The sequence below is a fragment of the Mucilaginibacter limnophilus genome (assembly GCF_004005815.1).
GTDB lineage: Bacteria > Bacteroidota > Bacteroidia > Sphingobacteriales > Sphingobacteriaceae > Mucilaginibacter > Mucilaginibacter limnophilus.
The window spans coordinates 93253-118043 of record NZ_SACK01000001.1 but is presented as its reverse complement, the minus strand read 5'-3'; the positions used below and the strand labels follow the sequence as shown (position 1 = coordinate 118043).

The following is a 24791-nucleotide window of genomic DNA, read 5'->3' as shown; positions in this document are numbered from 1 at the left end:
AATGTAAAGTTAAATACTAAGTTGACCTTCTGCTATATAATTTTATATGTGCATTTAAACAAAACAATTATATAACTACGTTTGGCGAAAGCGCCAATTTAAAATATTGGAAGTGAATAGCACACGAGCCACTGCGCTGCTATCAATATGAATTAACCTGTGTTTATATCCCGCGACTAAAATTGTTACTTACATCAATAAGTAATCTCATTTATTACAACCGGCCCCATTAAGCCTGATGGTTGCAGGCCTCCGTTAGGATCAGGGCCAAACTTTACCGAAGTTTTCCGTTGCTCAGGCGGAAGTTTGCTGTCGCCCACCAACCTGTTAACCCAGGTATTTACAACTTTTATCTCCAGCTTATTGATACCGCGTTTAACTGCTTTAGTAATATCTACCCGGTAAGGCGGCGTCCATGCGCCTCCCATTTCAATACCATTAACAACAACTTTTGCTATGGCATACGCAGCGCCCAAATCAATCACATAATTTGACTTTCCCGACAAGGCATTTATTTTAAATGAATTACTATACCATGCAGTTCCCGAATAGTACCTGATACTGCTATTAGCGTTCTTAGACCAGTCAGTTAGTGAATCAAACACAACCGGATTAATAGACCCACGCATTTTGCTATCAAACTTAACGGTCCACGGCTTATCAATTGTAATTACATTCTTGGGAGAAGGATAATTGGACTTTGAGCTATCGGCTTTCCCTCCATCCTCTTTAAAAACAACGAATACACTTTCATTGGCCGCAAGTTCAAGAGGAACCTTGGTAGTTTGCCCGTTATCGCTGTAATTTGGAAGAGTCCTTGTGCTGCCATCTATTGCATTCCATAACTCGGGGCTTTTACCTGTCACACGAAACGCGCTCTCAATTTTAACAGTGCTATTCTTTTGATTGGATATAAAATATATGTCCGCGTTACCTACTTGCCTGTGTATAAATAATGCCTCATCACCCTTACTCATCTTGAAATCAGGCGCAACTTTTACAAGATCTAATGCCTGTTGCATATCCATCCCACTTATTACCATTCCTTTACCATATCGATGAGCTTTAAAATTCACACCATCAATATTGCCCCATAATTCATCGGCTATTTTTTTCACCTGAATATCGGCATCCGGATAATTGGCCAAACTTGGCGACCTGTTAGGTTTAGGGCCTAATATCACTGCACCTTGCTTTACAAGCTCTTTAATTTTTGTTAATACTTCAGGGCGTATAGTTTGGAGTTTAGGCAAAACCAGTATGCTGTAACTGATGCCATTGGGAAGCATTAATTTACCTTTGCTAACGGTAAGCCTTTGTTTAATCACATCTCCATTTATGTAGTCGAATGAATATCCCTGTGGCAAGGGCGGATCAGTTACACCGGTCATTTTAGGCGCATCTTCACCAATAAAATAAGCAGCATCAGCAACGTATTGCCCTTGCTGCAGCATCATGTTACAACGCTTTAAGTATTTAAGCACTACGTCCATATCGTAAAACCAGGTGTTCAGCCTGTTAAATTCAACGCCGAAAAAAGCAGTAGCGCCGGGCAAAAGGGTATCTTGAGGCTGGTGTATGTACACATGCAATAAGGTGTTATTAATGCCTTCAGTAAAAAATCGGTCGCCCCGGGCTTTAAACATAGCCGGATACCGTACAAACGCAGCACCGCCGGCTGTGAATGACTCAGCCGAAACCTTAGTTTTACCGTAGATATGGGCTGCGGAAGAAGCTGCACGGTTTTCAATATTACCCAGGTCGCCTTCTGTCCAAAACTCACCTCCTATCTCGTCAGACTGGCCGCCATATTGCAAAAACTCACCCGGGAAACCCCAATGGCCATAATTTTCCAGCCATGTGGTAAGGCCATGCTTGTGGCTTATTTCACGCAGCCCACCTACATATTTAAATGATACATTATCTGCTATCAGCCTGCGCAGATCCCATAGAAACCTATCAGATCTGTCTTCGCTGCCTACAACCCTGCCTTGTAAAACCGGCAAATAAGGAATGGGATCATAACGATAGGTCAGTTTAAAATCATCAATCAAGTTATCAGTCCAGTTTTGGCTGCCGGTTTCATAGCTGTCTTCAACAGCTACCTTAAACGTTTTACGGTCTTCTGCAGGTATACGCTTTAATATCTCACCTAAAAAAGCATCAAAATGTGCGGCCACATGTCCTTTGCTCATTTTGTCAACCTCCAAACCGCGGCCTTCAGCCGGTGCAGGTGTATTGGTAACATTTGTGGGTACCATGCCTGTACGTTCAATTACCCACTTACCTGCCGGTACTTTCCAGTTTAAAACACCGTCGGCATTCATGTATGCGGATATATCTAAAACCTTTGCAGGGTCAACCGAGTACTTACAGTTTGTTGCAGATTGCGGAGCCCACTGATAAGCATCCCATAAAGGATGCGGTGTTGGCCACATCTTAGCCAGAGATTTCTCAATATAGTTTTCAACCTTTGGCGTAGACGATAACGCTATTTCGGCTATACCCGAGTTTGATGAAACCTTGGTAAAAACTACCTTAAAACTGTTTGATGTGGTTACCGGAATTGAGAACGCCGCCGGACCAAAAGGTATAAAACCGACATTTAATGCCGAATTACTGCGATCAATAGCAAAATGCTTAACTATAACATATTTGTTATTGATTTTTGCCTGTATATCTCCTTCGAGGTATACAGTCTGATTTGTCGTGTTGATGATTATACTGCGGATAGTATATGGGCTTTTTGTGTCGATATTTAACGATAACTGCTTTCCTGCATTTAACGGAATTGATGTTGATAGATCATGATCCATCAGCTTAGCAGGTGAATCTGTTGCAGGCTCAGTTGTAAGTGCAGGCTTTAACATACTAATATCAGTTCCAAAATCATCTGTTACCTGGTATGCAAGCACTTTTACATCCTGAAAATCAGCCTGCGGTTTAGCTAACGTTTTATTGAAAGTATAAGGCCCTTTTACCATTACTTGTGATGAGGTTAAATACCGCATAGATTGTTGAGGCTTTATCCACGGCCCTCCCGATTGGCTCCAGCCTGGTGCATTGAAGATACCTATTTGAATATTTAACCTGGTTGCTGTTTTTAATGCCGCATGCAGTATATCCCACCACTCATTAGAAAACATCTTTACGCCGCCCGGATTTTCATCTAAACCAATGTTGCCAATAAACGCCCGGTTTATACCAACCTTTTTCATAGCCTCAAGGTCTTTTATAACGCCTTCTTTTGAGATGTTGCCGTTTATCCAGTACCAGTAAATACTTGTTTGAACAGAATCAGGAATGTTAACGAAAGTCTTGTGGATGGCTGTGAAGTCAGCCGGAGCTTGCGCCTGGCTACGGGCGTTCAAAAATGATCCTATAATCAAAATGATGTAAAACAGCTTTCTCATAATTTTAGCGTGCTTGCAACAAGCTTTTTTAAAACTTGCTAAGCGGATTTATAATGATCAGCCAAATCTACACTGTAGCTTACAAACAACTGTTATGCACTGTCCTGATAGTGCAATTAAACAAAAAGCCCCTCATACGTATGTATGAAGGGCATATATTAGGATGATTATATGACTGATTATAAAACGTAGCGCAATGTTACACCGAAGGTGCGCTGATCGCCCAGCACTGCCGCATAATGACCGGCATTACCTCCTGCAGGCAATAATTGCTCAAAATAGTTTGTGTTAAGCAAATTGCGGCTCCAAATGTAAGCAGATACGCCTTTTACAGCTTTAAAACCTACCCTTGCATTGATAAGCGTATAGCCATCAATGTTCAAATATGCAGATGGTGACGGGCTTGATGAGAAAGACGAACGGAAAAATCCGTCGGCTGCTATAAAGAACTTGGTGTCTTTACCATAAGCTTTAAACGGGGTAGCATACTCACCACCTAATGAGCCAGCCCATTTGGAAACGCCCGGAAGCCTGCCGCCTGATATATCTTTAAACGCAACCTGTACTGCCTTGCCATCAACTTGAGTTGTTAATCCGGTCTCTTCAAGCGGAAGCGGTGCATTGGTAAATTTTACATATTTTGCATCGGTATAAGATGCAGCTCCATAAAAAGAGAAATTTTGGTTTAATCTGTAGCTACCGTCAAACTCAAGGCCTTTTACGTTTACTTTATCGGCATTGGCTATGTAACCACGGTTTACACCTAACTCAGGTGAGTTAACGTTGGTTTGATAGTTTTTAATATCCGAGTTATGGAAAGTTAAATTCAGTATCAGGTTATCAAGTGGTGTGGTTTTAACGCCAATTTCATAATGTTTTGTTTTTTCCGGCTTGATAACGGCTAAGCTAAGATCGGCCACTGTTTTACCGTCAACTGTAGTAGTTGGCAAACCTGCCACGTTTACACCCACAGGTTTAAAACTGGTTGAATAAGTAGCAAAAGCATTAAGGCGCCTGCTTGGCTTGTAGGCTGCGGTAGCCGAATAGGTGAAGTTCTTTTCATCAGCGTCGGCATCATATTGCTGGCTGCTGTACACACCGCTTTTTATTTTTTGAAGTTCCGTTTTTATAGTGCTGCTGTAAGAGGTTGAAGCTATATCTAAACCACCTTTTGCAACGCGGTTGTAGTATACCTCTTTGTTATCGTAATTGAAACGCACACCCGGCAGTATGTGAAAGTTCTTAGCAAACTCCCAGTCGATACTGGCAAATGCCGCCGCGCTTTGTGATTTTATTGAAGCGTCGGTATAAATACCATAACCGTCTAACAAGCCCGGTATAGCCCAAAGATCATCATAAGTGGTATCGGCTACGCCTTTAATTGCCCCGGTTGAGCTTTTTGAAAAACGTGCCTGAGCCGAGCCCGACTCTTCAGTACCGGTAATCTTTACTTCCTGGTCGATATAAAATAAACCTACCACACCGCTTAACTTTTCAGATAGTTGGCCTGCATAACGCACTTCCTGCGACCAGTTTTTATGTTTGGCCGGGTTTTGTGATTTGGCCAATACCGGTAAGCCTGTAAAGTCCCTGTCATTTGATGGATCCCAGTTCCAGTAACGCCATGCAGTGGTTGAAGTTAACGTACCCGGGCCAACTTTAATATCAGCGTTTAACGAAACACCACCAAGCTGGTTGCCTGATCTCCATGGCGTATCATGATCAATTATACGGTCGAAAGGGTTGGTGCTTGGCAGCTTATAATTTAAATCGGCAGTAATAGCGTCAAACTGCCGGTAAGCGGGACGGTTTGTTTTTACTACTCCTGCAACAACCTGTGCGTAACCATCAGGTTTTTGGTCAGATACGTCGCCGGCCAGCGTGATAGAAACATTATCTGAAGGCCTGAACAATAACTGAGCGCGGCCGCCAAGATTGTTGATGTCATTAGTAGCGCGTCCGGTAGCTATGTTTTCAACAAGACCATTACGCTGAGTACCTGAGAAAGATACACGTGCTGCAAATTTCTTACTTAACGGACCTGAAATCGAAGCTTTTGCTTGAATGTAGCCGTAATTTCCAAAGCTGGTTTCAAAAGAGGCTTCAGGTGTAAATGTAGGCTTGCGTGTGGTAATGTTAATAGCGCCTGCACTGGTGTTTTTACCAAACAAGGTACCCTGCGGGCCACGTAGCACCTCAATACGGTCGATATCAATAAAATCAAGCGTAGCAGCGGCAGGACGTGCGTAGTAAACACCGTCTACGTAAAAACCAACACCCGGATCAAGACCATCATTTGTTAAACCAAATGGTGAACCAATACCACGAATGTTAATACCTGTGTTACGTGGATTTGAAGTATATAACTGAACAGATGGAATAAGTTCTTTGACACGGTTTACGTTGAAGGCGCCAGCCTGGTCAATTTGCGTACCGCCAACAACTGAAATTGGAATAGGCACATCCTGCAATACTTCTGAACGTCTTCTTGATGTTACAACAATCTCATCAAGCAGCGCATTTTCAACCAGCACCAGCTCTAATGGTGTAGTTTGAAATGCCAGAACCTGAAAGTCTTGAGGCTTATACCCTACCGAACTAACCTGTATATAAAAAGGTGGTTCTTGTTTGGCTTCAATGCTAAACGCGCCATCGTCGTCGGCGCTTACAACTGTGCTTGTACCTCTTATTGACACGGTTGCGCGGGGCACTGGTGAGCCGTCGAGGCGCTTAACTACACCTGTAACTTTGTTTTGAGCAACGGCTAAGCCCGTTGAAAATATAAGTGCAAATAAAATGAGTAAACTCTTTTTCATGTGATTGGGATTTATTTATGCGCTTTGTTTTGGTTATGAGCGCGTTAAGGGTTGTTTAAATTAATATTGGGCTTTGACATAAGATGACTTCGGTGCCTTTAAACACCTTAGTCCTTTGCAAAAATCAGTGACTTATATAGAATTCGTGGTTGGCTGTAGTAGCCGGTAATATCAACAACAGCAAGCGGATGAGATACGCATTATTTGTTTGAAGGTTGTTGTTTTAAAGTTCATACAAGAAGTTGGATAAAGTTCCATTCAGCTAAAATGTATCAGATTGTAATTAATTTGTGGCACAAATGTAAAACACTTTTTCAAATAATCAATAAAATCTATAGAAATAGTAGATTTTATTCTAATTATACACGCGAGGATTTACAACTATATAAAAATTTAAAACTTGAATATTAACTATAAGTTATAATATTATCCTACTTTTCAATTATTTTCAAATTTTAAAAACCTTTATCGGTTTCATTCCTTAAAGTAGTAGCTACCTGCGGCTGTACAGCCTCGCAATCAAAAACAATGTATAAGGAAAAAAGCGCTGTAATATATCTAACCGCATTGGTGCTGCATAACTCGATGGGAACAATCTTATTTATACACACCGGTAAACAAAGCTACTCAGTTGCTTTAGCCGCCGAGCGTCTGGCCGCATTACAAGGATGCAAATTATTAGTGGCACATGTTGGTAACTACTTAAATAGAAGGGTTGAAACTACCGCTCACCGGCGTTTAGCTTTAACCGGCAGCTATCACGAACACATTGAAGAACCTAAATCAGAGCCTCTAACCAGCCATATAAACGCTGATGTTTATGTCGATGCCGAATTAAAGCCGGTTGATAAACTATTCGAGTTTGTTAAACAAGCCAATTGTGAGCTGATAATTACATCACAATCCGAGACGGATGATAGCGGTACGGTTACCAATATCGCCCGCCGTTTAATGTACCGTTTAAATTGCCCCGCGCTGTTGCTACCTAATATTAACGGATGTATTACACCACCCGAGCGCATAGTATATTTAACAGACCTGCGATATTGCCAGCCTCGTATTATAAAGTTCCTTAATTCGCTTGGCGGTTACTTTGGTTCCCAATTACTTGTTGCCCATCTTTCGGCCTCAGGCTTACCTGATATTGAAGCAACCTTCGCAGCGGATAAATTTGCTGCATTAACCGCTCTTTGCAAAAACGATCAGCGCCCTCAATTTTGTAACATAAATAAAACTGAACTAAATGAAGCGCTTGATGTGCTTGTTCACGGTCTTAATTGCGGCGCAGTTGCCATAGTGAATAACAATCATCATTTTGATAAAATTCAGGAGATTAAAAAGAGCATAGCAGGTTTGCCTTTGATGCTGTTCCCATTTTAACGGGTTGCCAGCTTAGCGCAATTTCCAGCCAACGGTTAGGGGTTCACTTTTAACCGTTGGTGTTTGCAAACCATTAAAAAGAATAAATATCAGCTACTTTTTTAGTTGGCTTTTAAGTTGATCTTTGCGCCTTTAAGTGAACTCCCTGTTACAGCAAGTTCAATATTGCCTTTTTGCTTAGCCGATTCAACCAGCACAACTAATTTCCCACTGAAAAGCTTCATGGTTGGCTTAGTGAATGGCTCAAGCGAGGTAGCATCGCCATTACAAACTGCCTTAAATGTTCCCTGCCCTTTTACATTGAACTTTAGTTGCTGCGTTCCAGTTGGGCAAGGGCAACCATTTTTATCAACAACTGATACCGTAACATACGCAATGTCTTTGCCGTCAGCAGTAAGCATTTTTCTATCAGCATTAAGTACAATTTGATATGGCTTACCAGCTGTAACCACTTTTTCTTCGGCGGCTACTTTACCTGTGCTATCATAAGCTACAACCTTTAAAGTACCGGGTTCATACTTTACATCCATCCACATCAGCCTGTAGCGGCTTTGGTGTGTTTCATTGTTCTTTTTGCGGATACCCTGGCTTTTGCCATTTACAAAAAGCTCGGCACTATCATAATTGGTGTAAACAAAAACCGGTGTAGTTTGGCCTTCCCGGCCTTCCCAGTTCCAATGCGGTAATATATGCAGTGTTGGTTCCTCCTTGTTCCAGCGGCTACGGTATAAATAATATCTGTCTTTAGGGATACCCGCCAGGTCACAAATACCAAAATATGAACTGCGCGACGGCCAGTAATCATCATATGGTGTTGGCTCACCAAGGTAGTCAAAGCCCGTCCAAACAAACTCTCCAATCACCCACGGCTTGTCATCTTGCAGCACAAAGTCGTCATCCGGCAGGTTCGACCAATCGCAGCACTCCATATCGTACGATGAGCATTGCAGATCATTATATTGTTTGTTTTTGGCAAACACAACCGGGAATTTATAAACGCCGCGTGAGCTAACAGTAGAGGCTGTTTCCGATCCAAGAATAAATCCCTGCGGAAACTTTTCAAAGGCCTCTTCATAAAGGTGCGTACGGTAATTTAATCCCGGCACGTCCAGCAATGCGCCAAAGCCCGATTGCATGGTATTTTTAACCTGATCCATACCCACGGTTACAGGGCGCGTCGGGTCTTCACGATGAAACAGATCCTGCAGCCATTTGGCACGTTTAACGCCTTCGGCACCCCATTGATCGGGCACCTCGTTACCGGCGCTCCACATCACAATGCAGGGATGGTTACGGTTAGCCCTAACAAGGTTTACCACATCTTTTTCGGCATCTTTATCGAAATACAAGTGATAGCCATTTTCTACCTTCGGCTTTGCCCATTCGTCAAAACTTTCAGCCAGGAACATAAAGCCCATTTCATCGCAAAGTTCCAATTGCTCGGGCGAGGGCATATTATGGGAACTACGGATGGCATCGCAGCCCATGTCTTTCAATATGGTTAATTGTCTCTTTAATGCTGCCACGTTGATTGCCGCCCCCAGCGGACCAAGGTCATGATGCAGGCATACACCCTTAAACTTACGCTTAACACCGTTCAAGCTAAATCCTGTCCCCTGCTGATAGCTGATGGTACGTATGCCAAAACGTGTTTTCACTTCGTCTTTTAACACATCACCCTGATACAATCTGGTTACTGCGGTGTACAAATATGGCGTTTCAGGGCTCCATAGTTTAGAATTAGCTACCGCGATGTTTTGCTCAAACTCGTTACCAAATATTTTTTCTGTGGTTTCTGAAACTACTTCCTTGCCTTGCGCATCAAGCACTTGCGTTACAAGGCGTACATTGCTACCGGTTATTTTGGTTTTGATATTGACCTTTGATAACTGCTCGTTAACAACCGGCGTAGTTATAGACACGCCCCAGTTGTCAATACTGATTTCATCCTTAACAATCAAATGCACATTGCGGAACAGCCCTGCGCCGGGGTACCAGCGTGATGATTGTGGGCGATTGTTAAGATGTACAGCTAAAACGTTATCGGCATCAGCCAGAGCCAGGTCGGTTACATCAATATAAAAGTAGTTGTAACCGTAATTCCACTCGCCAACCTGTTTGCCGTTGAAGTACACACGCGGTTCGCTCATCGCGCCGTCAAACTGTATCAGCACCCTTTTGCCTTTGGTGAGATTTGATATACGGAAAGTTTTACGGTACCAGCCCTCGCCAATGTAAGGCAGCGCACCGGTACGGCCAGTTTTTTCGGTGGGTTTTGTTTCGCCGTTTTGCTCAATAGCTACAACCTGTTTGTCAATCTCTTTGTCAAACGGTCCGGCTATCGCCCAATCATGCGGAACAGACACCGTTTGCCAATTTTTGTCGTTGAAACTTTTATTGTAAGCCGCGTCGTTCTTGCCCCGGTAAAATTTCCAGTTATCGGTAAGCAATGCTTCGCTGCGCGTTTGGGCAAAGCCCGAAAACGCCGTGACTAAAAATGCAGCAAGCAGCAAATAAAATTTGCCGCTTGCTTTTATTTTGGTTGTTAAAATAGATTTGCCGTTGTTCATATCTTCCCTTTACAGCAGTTATAATTAGTTACTGCAATATACTCAATAGGGGAATATTTATAGGTGTATTAATGTATTTTGTACAATTAATTTTTGGTAATGATAATTTGTGAAAGATTGAACCCGCCCTTATCAGCCAAGATACGCAGATGATTGGCACCTTTGTTAAGCGTTACTTTTCCTAAAGTGACTTCCTGCCATTTTTGAGAACCGTCTTTAACCGGCAAAGAAACATTCTTTATGATAGTAGTAGTGCCATTTAATGCTGATACTGCAGCCTCATTATTCCCGGCAACTTTCACTTTAATGCTATAGTTACCTTTTTCCAATACATCCACCGTATATTGCAGCCATTCGCCATCTTCAATATCGCTAACAAAATATATTCCGCCGTCATCGGCTTTTAAAATATCGACACCATCATTACGGTAAGCACCGCCTTTGTTACCGGCCGTGCTTTTACCTGTAGAAACATGGTAATCTGCCGTATCAGTGTCAAAGTAGGCGTATCCGTTAGTTCCCAGGTCATAATCAACCGCGTTAATAGTCAGGCTTTTATTTAACCGATTAGCTGCAAACGGTTTTGTAACTTTGGTAGATGGCTGGCGTAGCATCGCGTCAATAACATCGTGATGCACAATGTTGGTTTTGATGTTAGTATTTGCGGCCAGTTGCATCAGTCCCTTATAAGCGGTTGCTGCATCGGGTTTGAGGCCTTCGCCGCGCCAGTAGCGCTGCACCTGCTCGTAAGCCGGGTTATTGCGTACTTGCAAAGGGTTGTTGCCACCCAATTTTTTAAGCGGCCACCATGCCCAGCCTATGTTATTTTTTTCGAGCAAACTGATGGCTTGCGTAAACCAAACGTTCGAGTTTTCACCGGTTTCACCCAGCCAGGCCGGGATGTTGTACTTGTCACGATAATCAATAATATGCTTAATCGACGCTTCATCATTATAGTTCCAGTATTTGTGGAAGCTTAGCACCATATTGTTATCCCACTGCGGCAAAACGCCATTATAGTTGTTCCCCCAGCCGTTACCTTCAATTATAATGATATGCTTTTTATCCACCTGGCGGATAGCCGTGGTGATATCCATCATCAGCTTACGTAATGGTTTATTTTCCTTTTCGCCGGTACCATTCTTATCGTTTTTCAGGTCGCTGAAACCCCAGTTTGGTTCGTTAATAATATCATAACCACCTATCCATGGCTCGTTGGCATAACGCTCAGCCAGTTTATGCCATAGGGCGACGGTTTTAGCCTGATTGGCTTCACTTTCCCATAGCGATGGTTTTGAAGGGTCGCGGTCGGAAATGTTCAGGTCGTTACCCTGTCCGCCCGGTGCCGCATGCAAATCGAGTATCAAATACATTTGATTGGCCTTGCACCATGCCAGCAGACTGTCGGTCATGGCGAAGCCTTTATCAAGCCAGGTGTTTTTACCTGCAACAGGTTCTTTATCAACCGGCAAGGTGTACAGGTTGTAATGCATTGGCAACCTTACCGAATTAAAACCCCATGCTTTCAGCGAGTCGATATCAGCTTTGGTAGTATGATTTTTAAGCCATGCCGCATAAAACTCATCTGCCTGCTGTTTACTTGTTAGCTCTTCAACGCGCTCTCTTATGCGGTATTGCTGTCCTTCTGCATACACGCCAAGCATATAACCTTCCTGCAGCATCCATCCGCCGAAACCGATACCACGCAGCAGTATATTTTCACCTTTTTCGTTAACAATGCGCTTACCATCAGCCTTTAAAAAGCCTTGTGCAGTAGCTGCATCACCAGAAAACATTTGCATGGCAAGGGCTATGCCGCCTGCCAGGCGACCCATCATTGTATGTATTTTCATTGTTGTTTCGGGGTGTTATTTTACTATTAATGTGGTAATTGAGTGTGGCTGACTGGTGGTTTCAGCAGCCCTGCCGTTTAACCACAGCATGTATGGTACGCTTTTATCAGATGTATTCAATACAACTACTGCCAGGCTTCCGTCGGTATTTTGAAATGCAGTGGTTGACAGCACATCGCGACTGGCAGAGCTTACCACCCGTTTAGCTCCCGGACGCACGAATTTCGAGAAATGTCCCAGATAATAATAGCTGTTGGTATAGATAAGTTTACCGCTGCGCAAATCGGCGTGTATTGGCGCGAAACAGAAATTACCCACATGGTTAGGCCCGCCTTTTTCGTCCAGCAGGATGTTCCAGTCGGTCCATGCTACTGTGCCGTTGTTAAAGTCGTTCACCAAAGAAGTGCCGTAACGTTCGCCAAGCGCCCAGTCGTTCACTTTTGCCAGATCGAATTTCTCCACGCAGCCTTCAGTAAAAACAAGGTTGATATTCGGAAATGTTTCCTTTATCAGTCTGATATTCTGAAAATTTTGTCCGGCGCCTGTCCAGGTTTCGTACCAGTGGTAGCCAATACCCCAAACATATTTTGCGGCGTCGGCATCGTTTAATATGGTGCTTGCACGGTGAAAAGCCAGGTCGCGGTTATGATCCCATGCAATCATCTTTTTATCGCCCAAGCCATTCTTTTCAAGTGTTGGCCCAAGGTGATTTTTTATAAAGTCACGCTCTTCATCTGCAGTGTAAATGCACGACTCCCAGGTTTGCGTAGCCATAGGCTCGTTTTGCACGCTTAATCCAAAAATGGGTATACCAAGCGCCTCATAGCCTTTTATAAACTTTACATAATAATTTGCCCAGTTAGCAGCGAATTCAGGCTTTAACTTGCCGCCTTTAAGCATGCTGTTATTAGTTTTCATCCATGCCGGCGGGCTCCACGGACTCACAAATAACGGCAAAGTACCACCTGCTGCCTGCGTAGCCGCTTTTATAAAAGGTATTTTGTACTTTTTATCGTGAGCAAGATTGAAACTCTTCAGTTCGGCATCGTTATCCTTAACGTAGGTATAAGTATCACTTGAAAAATCGGTGCTGTTTATGCTGGTACGCGCCCAGGTATAGCCGATGCCTTTATCTTTATCATAATAAGCCTGCAAAAATTCCTGCTGTGCAGCCTTAGGCAGCTTGAAATATGTTTCAGCAGAAGCATCAGTCAATGCGCCACCAATACCAATCACCGTTTGAAAGGTATGCTGCGGATCAACAAAAATGGCGATCTCTGTTTCAAGCGGCTGTTTTTTATCAGTAAAGGTTAGCTTACCGGTTTGCGCTATACGCTGATCGGTGTTTTGGGCAGTTGTGTAAACCGTCACTTCATTATAGGCTTTGTTCTGCGCGATGGCGCACATTGCCGATACCGACAACACAACCGATGAAGCAAGCGCTTTATATGAATGTTTTTTTAACATCAGAATAGAATTAGAAAATATACGTACCTACCGAACCCGCGTTAAGCGTTGCCGTAGCAGTTTTATTATTGTACTTTATGTTGAATGACTGTGCCGTAGTTGCTTTATTCAGCACAATAAGCACCCTTTTTCCATCCGGATTTTTAAAGGCAACATTTGGCAAATTAGCAGCAAGATTTGAGGCAATACGCATCGATCCCGGCCTTACAAATTTTGCTGCCTGCGCGATGATGTAATATGACACATTGCGGCTAACCGTATTGCCGTTTACTGTTAACGCGCCAAGGCAGGTATTACAACCACCATCGGTGTAAGGGCGATAGTTAGGATCCGCAGCAAGGTTCCATTCCAAAACGTTGCGGCTCCAGTTACGTGTAGCGCCGATGATCAGGTTCTCGGTATGCCATGAAAGGTCGCCGCCAAAGTTGCCAGGACCGCCTACCCATTGCTCAGTGAAATATACGTTCTTGTCCGGGTGCGCGTTGTGCACCTGGGTAAGCGCGCTGATGTCGCCGCCATACAGGTGAAATGCCGAACCATCTACAAAAGTTTTAGCCTGTGCGTCATCCAATATCGCGATAGGATAATCAGGACGGTCGGCATTATGATCATACACAATAATTTTTGTTTCGATATTAGCCGCTTTAAACGCCGGACCTAAGTTTTCCTTGATAAACTTGGCCTGTTCGGCGGCCTGCATAACCATGCTTGGATTATTACCACCGTGCAAAGGTTCGTTTTGCGGAGTGATGGCATCAATAACGATACCTTCTGCTTTCATGGCCTGTATATACTTTACAAAATAATTGGCATAGGCCTGGTAGTATTCAGGTTTTAAGCTGCCGCCTTTAAAAGCATTATTATCTTTCATCCAGGTAGGCGCTGTCCAGGGCGAACCCAGTATTTTAATGTCCGGGTTAATAGCGATGATTTTTTTCAGTACCGGGATCAGATCAACCTGTTCTTTTTCAATAGTAAAATGATCAAGGTTGACATCTGTTTGCCCTGCAGTAACTTCGTCATAAGTAAACGGCTGAGCGCTCAGGTCAGACGCGCCAATGCTGATACGCAGGTAGCTTACGCCGATATAAGTGCTGTCGGTACGGAAAAGTTCGTTTAACAAGTTATCTTTTGTGGTCGACTGCAGCTTGTTTATATGTGTAGCGCTACCACCGGTTAAGGTATAACCAAAACCATCAATGGTTTGATAAGTAGTAGCGTCATTAACTTCAATTGTTGAAAATTGTGTATTTGGCGATGTGAACATGATGCTCACATTCTGCTTTTTAAACAGCGATGTTTTATCGCCATTGGTAACCCAGCTCACTACATCGGTTTTAAAGGGGCCGCTGTCATCAGGTGGTGGTGGGTTAACCTGTCCTCCGCCGCTTGAATCTTTTTTACTACAACCGGATATCGGGCTAAGCGCCGATAATACAGCTGCGGTAAACAATAATATCTTTCCTTGTATCATTACTCGTTTAAACATCATGGTTTTTCTATCATTTTATATACACGCACATAATCAACTTCCATAGCATTCGGGAAAGTACTGTTATCAACGCCCTGTGCGCCGCCCCAGTCGCCGCCTACGGCTACGTTAAGCAGCAGGTGAAAAGGTTTGTCAAACGGCCAAACAGTATAGCCTTTGCCTTCGTTTACAAATTCGAAATATTTTACACCATCAATAAACCCGCGTATGGCATAAGGCGTCCAGTCAACCCGGTACACATGGAAGTCGGTAGTAGCTGTAGCTATCCTTTTAGTAGCCGTTTTTTGTGTGTTGATCTTAAAATAATAAGCTTCGGTGTGCGTGCTGAAATGGATTACGTTCGGGTCGTACCCTACATGTTCCATAATATCTATCTCGCCTGATTTGGGCCAGTCGCCGTAAGCACGGTCGGTAGGCAGCATCCAAATTGCGGGCCAGGTACCTTTTCCTGACGGAAGCTTAGCCTTTATTTCAAAACGTCCGTATAAAAAATCGCCTTTGCCGCGGCTTACCACACGTGCTGAGGTGTACTGTCTGCCACCCAGGTTTTCAATTTTAGCGGTGATGGTCAGCTTACCATCTGCAACGCTGGCATTGTCTAAACGGTTGGTATAGTTTTGCAACTCGTTATTACCCCAACCACTTCCGCCTGTATCATAATCCCATTTCGTGGCATTGGGTAAGCCTGTATAATCAAATTCATCGGCCCAAACAGGGTTAGTTTCAAACTCCCAATTTTTATCAACAAGCTTGGGTGGAGTAAAAATCGTCTTTTTCTCTTCTGCTTTTTTTGAGCACGAAAGCATGGCAAGTGTGAACGAAAAAAGCAGCAACTTATGTAGCATAGCGTATGTTCTCATCAGATAAAAAACCACCCCTGCCGTTACAGCAGGGGTGATAGCAACAATTATTAATTTACCGGCCTTAATTCAACATTTGTTATTGAGATACCGGTAGTACCGAAATTAGCCCCGCCTGTGCGTATCACCACATAAGCTGTACCGCTGTTAGGGAATGATACCACACCGCCACCGTTGCCCGAGCATGAGATGGCCGAAAGTTTACCGCTGAAAGGCGTTTTACCACAACCGGCCCAGGTGTTAAGCCCAAGGCGCGTACCGCCATCATTGTAATCGGCGCCTTGTACAGGCGCTGCCTGACCTACATATACTTCAAACCAAACATCAGTTGCGCCGCTGCCTGATACGGCCATATCAACTTTATACTGCCTGTTAGCTTCAACTTGCACAGCCTGGTAAATACCGGTATGGCTGCCATTGCCGCCACTAAAAGTTAGTTTGTTATCTTCGTAGGTAAGCGTTAATGGGGTAGCGCTAATATTTAGTGTTGTCCACTCGGCCTGATCGCCGGGCTGCATTTTGCCGCCTTTTATCAGGTTACCACGCACCGGGTCTGAAGTTTCAACCACTACTTCTTTTGAAGTTGTTTTTTGTGCGCCCCCTACTCCTATTGTCGTTAGTGTGATATTATAGGTCCCTGCATCGGGGAAAAACGCTGTGTCAATAGCTTTACCCGGTGAAGATCCTGCACCATCACCCAAATCCCATTTCACCCCTAAAACACCAGTTTCATTAGCTTTAAGGGCATAAGTATTTGATTTGCCTGCAACTGGTGTTATAGTAAAATCAGCGGAAAGGTTGTTAGCTTCAAGACCATTACCCGCGCCTACTTCTTCGGGTTTACACCCATACAATATTGCTGATGTTAATGCTATTGCTGCTGCAGCAACAGCTATACCTTTATTTAATTTCATGATATGCCTTAATTATTTTGTACCACCCCATTCTTTACTCTGCTCTATTTTGGTGTTATCCATTTCGCGTAGCGGAATAGGCAATATTTCGTTTTTACCTGCAACAAACCCTTCAGATGCTAACACCTGGGCAGCATCACCCCAACGTACCAGGTCAAACCAGCGCTGGCCCTCGCCTGCCAGTTCAAGGCGGCGCTCACGTTTAATATTGTCCATGGTTGCTGCTACCGGACCAAGGCCTACACGGGCCCTTACCGCGTTGATAAGTGCTGCCGCACGGGTCATGTCGCCACCACCACGTACAATGGCTTCAGCTTCCATAAGGTAGGTATCAGCCAAACGGATATCGTAATAATTTTGACCCCAGTTCAGGTCACGGTCGCCGGCGCCGGTTGGCAGGTTAGAATAACGTGCTACCCATTTTGCAATAAAATAGCCGGTATTTTGCGCACCCGGAGTATAATCGGCAATACCATTTGCTTTAAGGCTGTCAAGGTTTGCAATAGTCCATTTGTAACGTGGGTCAAAGTGAATAGCGTCAAACAGGCTTTTTGTAACCGGCCAGTAGCTCCATCCGCTATAGTAGTCAGGCGCACCAGCTGTTTTAGTAGTATATCCACGTGGGCCGGCCATAATGTTCATAATATTACCTTCAGTTGCGGCAACGCCACCACCACCCCAGCTGCCTGCTGAAAGTGTTGTGTGAAAAATTTCAAGTATCGACTCCGAATTAAATTTATTTGCCACATCACCTGAAAACAGGTCGCCATAATCATCAAGCAATTTGTAACCGTAAGTTGGGTTTTGCTGGCCGGGTGTTGAACCGTTTACTTCTGCAAACTCAGCAGCGGCTTCAGCCCATTTTTCTTCCCACAGGTAAACTTTACCCAACAAAGCATGTACGGTACCTTTTGTGAAGCGTCCGCCTTCGGTAGCAGCAGGTACTGTATTAGGCAGGTTTGGTTCAGCAATCGCGTCTTTTAAGTCGGCTTCTATCTGCGCATAAACATCAGCAGGCGGCGCCTGCGTAACATTATACATTTCGCTTGTAGTAATATTGGTAGTGTACAATGGAATGTTTTTAAACCATCTTACCAAATCGAAATAGAAATAAGCCCTCAGCGCTTTTGCCTCAGCAACCATACGCGCTTTTACGTTTTCATCCATTTGCGCGGCAGGTGCCTTTTCTATAAGAATATTCGCCCTGAAAACACCTGAAAATCCACGCGACCATAAGTCTTCCTGCGGACCGGTGGCCGGGGTTAGGGTAAACTTATCCATGTTTACAAAGTTCATATCACCCGAACCTTCACCGCCACCATAATGGTCGTCTGAAGCGGCCATAGCTACACCTTCTTTATTGGTTAAAATACCACCCTGCCAGGCCACAACATCATATATAGCCACAAGGCCTTTGTACATTTGGTCTTCATTCTGGTAATAATTCGATTCCAGGTCAACACCCTTTGGTTGTATTTCCAGAAATTTCTTACATGAGCTGAGCATCACACCTGATACCGCCACAGCTACTAAATATTTTATATATCTTTTCATTATTGTAATAATTATAGTCCAACGTTAACACCTACAAAAAATGAGCGTGCCTGCGGATAAACACCACGGTCGATACTAAACACGTTGCCCCCGATCTCAGGATCATAACCGGTATATTTGGTAAAGGTTACCAGGTTCTCGCTCATAACATAAATTCTTAAGCGTGATAATTTTGCTTTTGAAATAAGCGCTTTGGGGAATGTATATCCTATTTGCAGTGTTTTTATCCTGAAGTAATCGCCATCCTGCAGGTAAAAATCTGATGGGTTACGGAAGTTGTAATTTGGATCAGACTCAGACAATCTTGGATATGTATTTGATGTACCCGGACCTGTCCAACGGCCTAAAGCCTCTGTTTGGTAATTGGCTGCGGTGATACCAAACCTACGCAAACCGCTGAATATCATGTTGCCACCCGCGCCCTGTCCAAATGCTGCCAGGTCGAAGTTTTTCCAGGCAACGTTTACATTTATACCATAAGTATATTTAGGCAACGATGTTCCAAGTACCTCACGGTCATTCTCATCTATGTCACCATCTCCGTCAACATCTTTCCATTTAAAGTCGCCTGGTTTTGCGTTTGGTTGAATTCTACCTTTAGCACCGGTGTACTGATCTATTTCTTCCTGAGTTTGGAATATGCCAAGTTCTTTAAAGCCATAGTATGAGTTAAATGATTCGCCAACCATAGTACGTGTAACACCATACTGAAGATTTTGGAAACCAACATCACCGTTAATAAAGCTTATGCCTTCCTGTAAAAAGGTTACTTTATTTTTCAGGGTAGAGAAGTTGCCATTGATATCAAGTTTAACATCATTGATGGTTTTATTCCAGCCTAACTCAAACTCAAAGCCCTGGTTTTCCATATCAGCAACGTTTGCTGCAGGGTTTGATATTGCACCAACATAAGCCGGTATGCGCGGATATTGCAGGATACCATTAGTTTTTTTGTTAAACCAATCGAAATTGAACCTGATGTTGTGCAGAATAGTAGCCTCAAAACCAATGTTGGCCGAACGGGTTTCTTCCCAGCGCAGGTCGGGGTTGGCCGGGGCGTTAGGGCTATAGCCTATTTCATATGAGTCGGTACCAATAGCGGCATTACGTCCGCTACCGATGGTTGAGATATAAGTAAAATCACCGATATTATCATTACCAACAATACCGTATGATCCGCGTATCTTCAGAAAGTCAACTACATCATTCTTTGGCCAGAAATCTTCCATGGTAGGTACCCAGCCCGCACCGAATGAAGGGAATATACCATACTGGTTATTAGCGCCAAAGCGGGTTGAACCGTCACGGCGTATAACACCTTCCAAAAGATATTTTTCCTGAAAGTTATAATTTAAACGTGCAAATAATGATGCTACACGATGGTATTGCCCGTCGCTTGCACCGCTTGCACGCTGGGTATTAGGTACGCTATAGTTAAATGACGCCTGCTCATAAGTAGTGGCCGGAATACCGTCGTATCTTACATACTGACCATGTGAGCTACCATCCTGATAAAACTCCTGACCTAACAGCAAGGTAACATTATGTTTATCGAAGCTTCTGTTATAGCTGATGGTGTTTGATATGTTCCAGTCAACCCTCCTGTTGCTCTCACGGTACAACTGATTCATTGTATTAATGTTCGAGCTATTCAGATAATACTCGGGTGTAAAGCTCTCTGCTCCCCAAAAAGCCATTTTGCCACCAAACGTTGATCGTACTTTTAAATTCGGGATAATTTCCAGTTCAGCATAAACGTTGCCAACAAAGTTATGTCCCCAGCTATGGTTACCTAACCTGGTAGATATATAGGCTAACGGATTGGTCATTTCCTGCCCAACAACCGATGAGATTCCGTAAGGGAAACCTTCTGCATTACGCCTTGCACGCGCATCATAGGCAGCGGCTTTTGTAGGGTCGGTTTCAACAAGCGGGGTTATAGGATCAAGATGTATTGCTGATGCTAACGGACCGCCAAATTCGCTATTTGTATTACCCAGTCCCATGGTTTTGTTATAGGCATAACCCAAGTTTTGGCCTATAGTAAAGTTTTTAAATACTTTATGTGTTGAATTTAAGCGGAAGTTGATCCTTTTGTATCTGGATATATCTGTAGCTACGATACCTTCCTGATCTAAATAGCCGAATGAGCTGTAAAATGTTGATTTTTCACCGCCACCGGCAAGGCTGATCTCGTGGTTTTGACGTTTTGCGCTGTTATTAAAGATAGCCTCCTGCCAGTCGGTACCTTCACCGTATGACATCGGATTGGCATAAGGCAAGGCGTTGCCATCAGCTGCGGCCGCCTCGTTACGCAATACCGCATATTGAGTAGCGTTTAGCAAGTTCAGTTTTCTTGCCGGTGCCGAAGTTCCGTAAAAACCGTTATAGTTTAGCTGCAAGCTTCCGGCTTTACCCTTTTTGGTGGTAACTAAAATAACACCGTTTGATGCCCGTGTACCATAAATAGCCTGCGAAGCCGCATCTTTCAGCACATCGATAGATTCAATGTCCGATGCATTAAGGTAGCTGATACCACCGTTATCAACCACTATACCGTCAACTACCCAAAGCGGATCATTAGCAGTAAAACTACTAAGGCCACGGATACGTACAGAAGCTGCTTCACCAGGCTGGCCGTTGTTAGCAGCAATAGTTACACCAGAAACGCGGCCCTGCAGGGCTTGTTCAACGCGTGTAATAGGCTGCGATTCCAATTGTGAAGCTTTCACGCTTGAAATTGCGCCGGTAACCACCTTCTTTTTTTGAACACCATAACCCACTACTACTACCTCACTCAGGGTAGCAGTGTTGGAAACCATCGAAATTGTTAGCGGATTTGTGTTTACCACGGCAACAGAAACGGGGTTCATACCGATCTGAGTAAACTCAAGTGTAGCACCAGCAGGGGCTGCAATGCTGAAGTCACCATTAGGCCCGGTAACTGTACCCCGGGTGGTACCCTTGACAACTACCGATACACCAGGTAAAGGCAGGTTATCATCTTTTGAAATTACTTTCCCCTTAACCTGTATATCCTGTGCATGCAAAAGTACTGGCACAAAAAACAAACAAGTCAAGAAGAAAAAGAACGTAAATCTTCTTTTCATAAATTAAACGTTAAATGGTAAATTGGTAAAATTGGTTTATCAGGGAGTCGTCTCCCACAATTGCTGGACGAAGTAAGTGCGGAAAAATATTTTTAGAGAAAATAAGCCCCCTACATAGTTACTACCATTACATAAAAAGCCATACAAAGCCCTCTACAAAACCACTACACGAAATTCATATAAAATTGATAATCAACTATTTAATCTAAGCAGGTTGCCCAACATTATAAAATTCAAATCGGGGGCACATCTGGAGCAGATTAAGTCTGATTTGTTGTCAGATTTTAATAGCTGCTGACTCGGATTCGATTCTGAGCAGGAAGGTATAAAGGTTAGTATCTGATTGTATAGACAGTTTTTTACGCAACCTGTAACGTGCAATTTCCACCCCTTTGATGGTGATGTTCATCAGTTGTGCAATCTCTTTTGTGGAAAGATTCATCTTAATAAAGGCACATAACTTAAGCTCATTCGAGGTTATATCCGGAAACTCGTGCTGAAGGTTTTTAAAGAAATTAGTATGTACTGTATTGAAATGCTGTGTGAACTGTTCCCAATCTTTTTCGCCTTTTTCAACATCAGCTATTAAGCGTAATAAACGTTTAAAGTGCGTTGAATTAGCTACTGCCCGGTTATCTTTTGATATAACAGACAATTCTTCTTTTATCTTTTCAATAATTTTGCCACGCTGTACCAGGTGCATAATCATGTTGGCCAGCTCTCGGTTTTTAAAGTCGATATCCGATTCCAGTTTTTCATTTTGCAAGCGGATGATCTCCTTCTCATTCTTATCAAGCTCAAGCTGGTTTAGGTAATGCAGCTTTTCCTGCTCTTTAATGTGTTTTTTCTGCTGCCATTTAAACAACCTAAAAACAAGGTAAACCAGTAAGGCTATGTAAACAAGGTAAGCCCAAATGCTTTTATACCAAACCGGCCGCACTGTAAATTGATAGCTTACAATCTTTGACTCATCGCCTGAATTATTACGTGCTTTAACCTTAAAGATATACTTCCCTGCAGGCAAAGCAGTATAATCCTTTTCGCTTTTATCCGTCCAAACTGACCAATCTTTATCAACACCTTCCAAATAACAGCTGTATTCAATGGTATTTTGTTCGTTGTATAGGGTTGACGCAAACTCAAAGTGTAAAAAGTTCTGGTTGTATTTAAGGTGCGGAATATTAGCCTGCGCTTGTTTGCGCTCAACCACGTTATTGTTTACAAAATACCCACCGAATAGAATACTGTCGCGCTGCCCTGCAATTCTAACCTGGCCCAATACTACTTTAAGCTTATTACGACGTTCTTTAAACTTACGGTAATTGATATGCAACATACCACGTGTAGCGCCAATAAACACATTACTGGCATCGTAAGGGTATATTGATTCAAAACCGCCTACTATTTTTTCCTTTATTTCCGGGAAGAAGGTTACCTGCCCTTTCTTGCTTTCATTCATTTCGACTACGCCAACTTCTTTACGATTGGTTACAAACCAAACATTGCCATCGTAATCATCTTTTAAGTAAATAACCGGCAGGTTATTAAAGTACGGCTTAAAGAATGCCGAAAACTCAAACTTATTTGTACGGGCGTTGTACTCGTAAATACCCTTTTCAGTAGCTACTACTACCCTGTTCTGAATATGATAAACGTAGTTATACAGGGTTGATGGCAGACCGTCGGCCTTTGTAAAAAGCTTTTCGCTTATAACCCTTTTTAGGTCGACTGATAACTGTATCTTATAAACTCCATGGTAAGGATGCGACGCCCAAATGGCATTATTCGCGCTATCGTAAACCAAAAACCGCAGCGATTCATTAGTACCCTGTACCCGACCAGGGTTTGTTAAAACGCCATTATTATCATTCAACAACTGTAAACCGGTATATGTACCCGCTATAAAATAAGCCGATGGAAATATGTTTGATACCGGCTGAAAAAGCCAGGTTCCGGGTGTGGGGTATAGTTGTTTCGCCTCGTTACCGGTTATAGTAAACAAGCCGTCCTCATGCCCTACTACCAGGTGATTGTTCAATACATCAAGGTTCCATGCTGAACCGCTAATGTTTTTTAACGGGGCGAACCATCCCTTACTCAGGCTAAGGTCAGGTTGATTGCTTTCAAGCTGAGTATAGAATACACCGTTTGATGTAGCCATATACAGCTTTTTGTCGAACACCCGTATCGAGTAGGTGATCTGCTTATTTTTACCCGGGTAAATATATTTTATGGCGCTATTTAACGCTACCATGTCAATGCCATTATCTTCAGCAAGCCATAACGAACCATTTTTATCACTGTAAATACCGTGTATGTCTTCGGTTTGAAGGCCTTCACTCAAAGCGTAGCGCTGCATTAACTGGCCTGCCTTATTTATAATCAATAATCCTTGCGATGTGGTTCCCAGCGCTATTTCATTATTCTCAACGTTTAATCCGCAAAATGTACGTGTCCTGAAAAGCTCACCATCAATGTCAGTTGATTTCCTGATCAGTTTACTACCGGCAAGCAGAAACAGACCTTTCTTCAATGTCCCTACTAATATGGTATCACGACTATACGGCAGTACAAAAGAAACATAAGTATCTTTCAAAACCGGATCATTTACCAGCGGCCGCCATATGCCTTTATCAAAAAGCAATAAGCCTTTGTTATGCGACTGCGCCAGTATCTTACCATCCACACAGCCTAAAAAATCCCATGAAGTTTCGGGTTTATATACCTGTACAGCACCGTCTTTATAGTGTATAATGCTCGTCCACGACCGGAAGAATACGCCACCATCATTTATAGCAATATTCCATATGTCGGCCATTTTACGCTCGTTGGCAGGCAGCAGGCCGAGTAGTGAATGATACTTAAGCACTCCCTGCTTGTCAGGAAAAAAATAACCAAGTTCGTCCTGTCCGCCTACAAAAATCCTGTTCTGCTGGTCAACTTTTACCGAGCGGATTACGGTATAGTTGGGCAATGAGTACCTGTTCCAAAACTTACCATTAAAGGTTAGCAGGCCCTCTTTGTTACCAAAATAAAGCAAGCCATTCTTATCCTGCGCAATGTCCCAGTTCTGTACGCCGCCCTTGTACTTTTCGGCCGTGTAATTAAATATTTGCGGCGAACCAATTTGCGTTTGTGCAAACAGACCATTAAACAAAAAGAAAGACAGGAAGAATAGTAAAATATACTTCATTAATATATGCTGACAGCGCCATTAAACGCTATAATGGTTTATAATTAAAACTCCGGTGAAACTAACAATTGTTGGAAGTACAAATTTTACAGATATTAATAACAAATACAATCCCTTGTTAAGTATTATTTCATTTGTTTATCCAACAGGCATTAGTTATAAACCAAAA

Annotated in this window: 12 protein-coding genes; 1 reads left to right on the top strand and 11 read right to left on the bottom strand. The window is 43.1% G+C overall.

Translation table 11 applies throughout. The annotated features are described in order from the left end of the window. Window positions 1-194: 194 nt before the first annotated feature. Complete coding sequence (locus EOD41_RS00450) at window positions 195-3413, bottom strand: glycosyl hydrolase (protein ID WP_127702821.1); 3219 nt, start codon at window positions 3411-3413, stop codon at window positions 195-197. A 179-nt stretch (window positions 3414-3592) separates the two neighbouring features. Then, a complete protein-coding gene (locus EOD41_RS00445; protein WP_127702820.1) occupies window positions 3593-6229 on the bottom strand; it encodes a TonB-dependent receptor in 2637 nt (878 codons plus the stop codon). Between the two features lie 528 nt (window positions 6230-6757). On the opposite strand from EOD41_RS00445, the gene EOD41_RS00440 reads away from it, so the two are divergent. After that, entirely contained in the window at window positions 6758-7609 is an 852-nt protein-coding gene (locus EOD41_RS00440; RefSeq protein WP_127702819.1) for a hypothetical protein, read from the top strand. A 101-nt stretch (window positions 7610-7710) separates the two neighbouring features. On the opposite strand, the gene EOD41_RS00435 is transcribed toward EOD41_RS00440, so the two are convergent. The 9 genes from EOD41_RS00435 to EOD41_RS00395 all read right to left on the bottom strand — a co-directional run bounded on the left by EOD41_RS00435 (window position 7711) and on the right by EOD41_RS00395 (window position 24622). Next, window positions 7711-10179 carry a DUF4982 domain-containing protein gene (locus tag EOD41_RS00435; protein ID WP_127702818.1) on the bottom strand — a complete coding sequence of 823 codons (2469 nt, stop codon included), beginning with the start codon at window positions 10177-10179 and terminating at the stop codon, window positions 7711-7713. A gap of 86 nt (window positions 10180-10265) precedes the next feature. Next, a complete protein-coding gene (locus EOD41_RS00430; protein WP_240663117.1) occupies window positions 10266-12032 on the bottom strand; it encodes a cellulase family glycosylhydrolase in 1767 nt (588 codons plus the stop codon). 15 nt (window positions 12033-12047) lie between these two features. After that, window positions 12048-13499 (bottom strand): glycoside hydrolase family 30 protein, encoded by a 1452-nt coding sequence (locus EOD41_RS00425; protein ID WP_127702817.1) that lies wholly within the window; start codon window positions 13497-13499, stop codon window positions 12048-12050. 10 nt (window positions 13500-13509) lie between these two features. Next, window positions 13510-14991 (bottom strand): glycoside hydrolase family 30 protein, encoded by a 1482-nt coding sequence (locus EOD41_RS00420; RefSeq protein ID WP_127702816.1) that lies wholly within the window; start codon window positions 14989-14991, stop codon window positions 13510-13512. Then, complete coding sequence (locus tag EOD41_RS00415; protein WP_240663115.1) at window positions 14988-15851, bottom strand: glycoside hydrolase family 16 protein; 864 nt, start codon at window positions 15849-15851, stop codon at window positions 14988-14990. Before EOD41_RS00415 ends, EOD41_RS00420 begins: the two co-directional genes overlap by 4 nt. 50 nt (window positions 15852-15901) lie before the next feature. Further along, window positions 15902-16765, bottom strand: a complete 864-nt coding sequence (locus tag EOD41_RS00410; protein WP_127702815.1) for a PKD domain-containing protein — start codon at window positions 16763-16765, stop codon at window positions 15902-15904. A 12-nt stretch (window positions 16766-16777) separates the two neighbouring features. Further along, window positions 16778-18319, bottom strand: a complete 1542-nt coding sequence (locus EOD41_RS00405) for a RagB/SusD family nutrient uptake outer membrane protein (RefSeq protein ID WP_127702814.1) — start codon at window positions 18317-18319, stop codon at window positions 16778-16780. 11 nt (window positions 18320-18330) lie between these two features. Continuing rightward, a complete protein-coding gene (locus EOD41_RS00400; protein WP_127702813.1) occupies window positions 18331-21429 on the bottom strand; it encodes a SusC/RagA family TonB-linked outer membrane protein in 3099 nt (1032 codons plus the stop codon). A 277-nt stretch (window positions 21430-21706) separates the two neighbouring features. Beyond that, the gene (locus EOD41_RS00395; protein WP_127702812.1) at window positions 21707-24622 is read right to left on the bottom strand and encodes a triple tyrosine motif-containing protein; all 2916 of its coding nucleotides are present in this window, start codon (window positions 24620-24622) and stop codon (window positions 21707-21709) included. Window positions 24623-24791 lie beyond the last annotated feature (169 nt).

Excerpts from the sequence above, each read along its gene's own strand:
- EOD41_RS00450 (WP_127702821.1), bottom strand. The coding sequence starts at position 3,413 with ATGAGAAAGCTGTTTTACATCATTTTGATTATAGGATCATTTTTGAAC.
- EOD41_RS00445 (WP_127702820.1), bottom strand. The coding sequence starts at position 6,229 with ATGAAAAAGAGTTTACTCATTTTATTTGCACTTATATTTTCAACGGGC.
- EOD41_RS00440 (WP_127702819.1), top strand. The coding sequence starts at position 6,758 with ATGTATAAGGAAAAAAGCGCTGTAATATATCTAACCGCATTGGTGCTG.
- EOD41_RS00435 (WP_127702818.1), bottom strand. The coding sequence starts at position 10,179 with ATGAACAACGGCAAATCTATTTTAACAACCAAAATAAAAGCAAGCGGC.
- EOD41_RS00430 (WP_240663117.1), bottom strand. The coding sequence starts at position 12,032 with ATGAAAATACATACAATGATGGGTCGCCTGGCAGGCGGCATAGCCCTT.
- EOD41_RS00425 (WP_127702817.1), bottom strand. The coding sequence starts at position 13,499 with ATGTTAAAAAAACATTCATATAAAGCGCTTGCTTCATCGGTTGTGTTG.
- EOD41_RS00420 (WP_127702816.1), bottom strand. The coding sequence starts at position 14,991 with ATGATGTTTAAACGAGTAATGATACAAGGAAAGATATTATTGTTTACC.
- EOD41_RS00415 (WP_240663115.1), bottom strand. The coding sequence starts at position 15,851 with ATGAGAACATACGCTATGCTACATAAGTTGCTGCTTTTTTCGTTCACA.
- EOD41_RS00410 (WP_127702815.1), bottom strand. The coding sequence starts at position 16,765 with ATGAAATTAAATAAAGGTATAGCTGTTGCTGCAGCAGCAATAGCATTA.
- EOD41_RS00405 (WP_127702814.1), bottom strand. The coding sequence starts at position 18,319 with ATGAAAAGATATATAAAATATTTAGTAGCTGTGGCGGTATCAGGTGTG.
- EOD41_RS00400 (WP_127702813.1), bottom strand. The coding sequence starts at position 21,429 with ATGAAAAGAAGATTTACGTTCTTTTTCTTCTTGACTTGTTTGTTTTTT.
- EOD41_RS00395 (WP_127702812.1), bottom strand. The coding sequence starts at position 24,622 with ATGAAGTATATTTTACTATTCTTCCTGTCTTTCTTTTTGTTTAATGGT.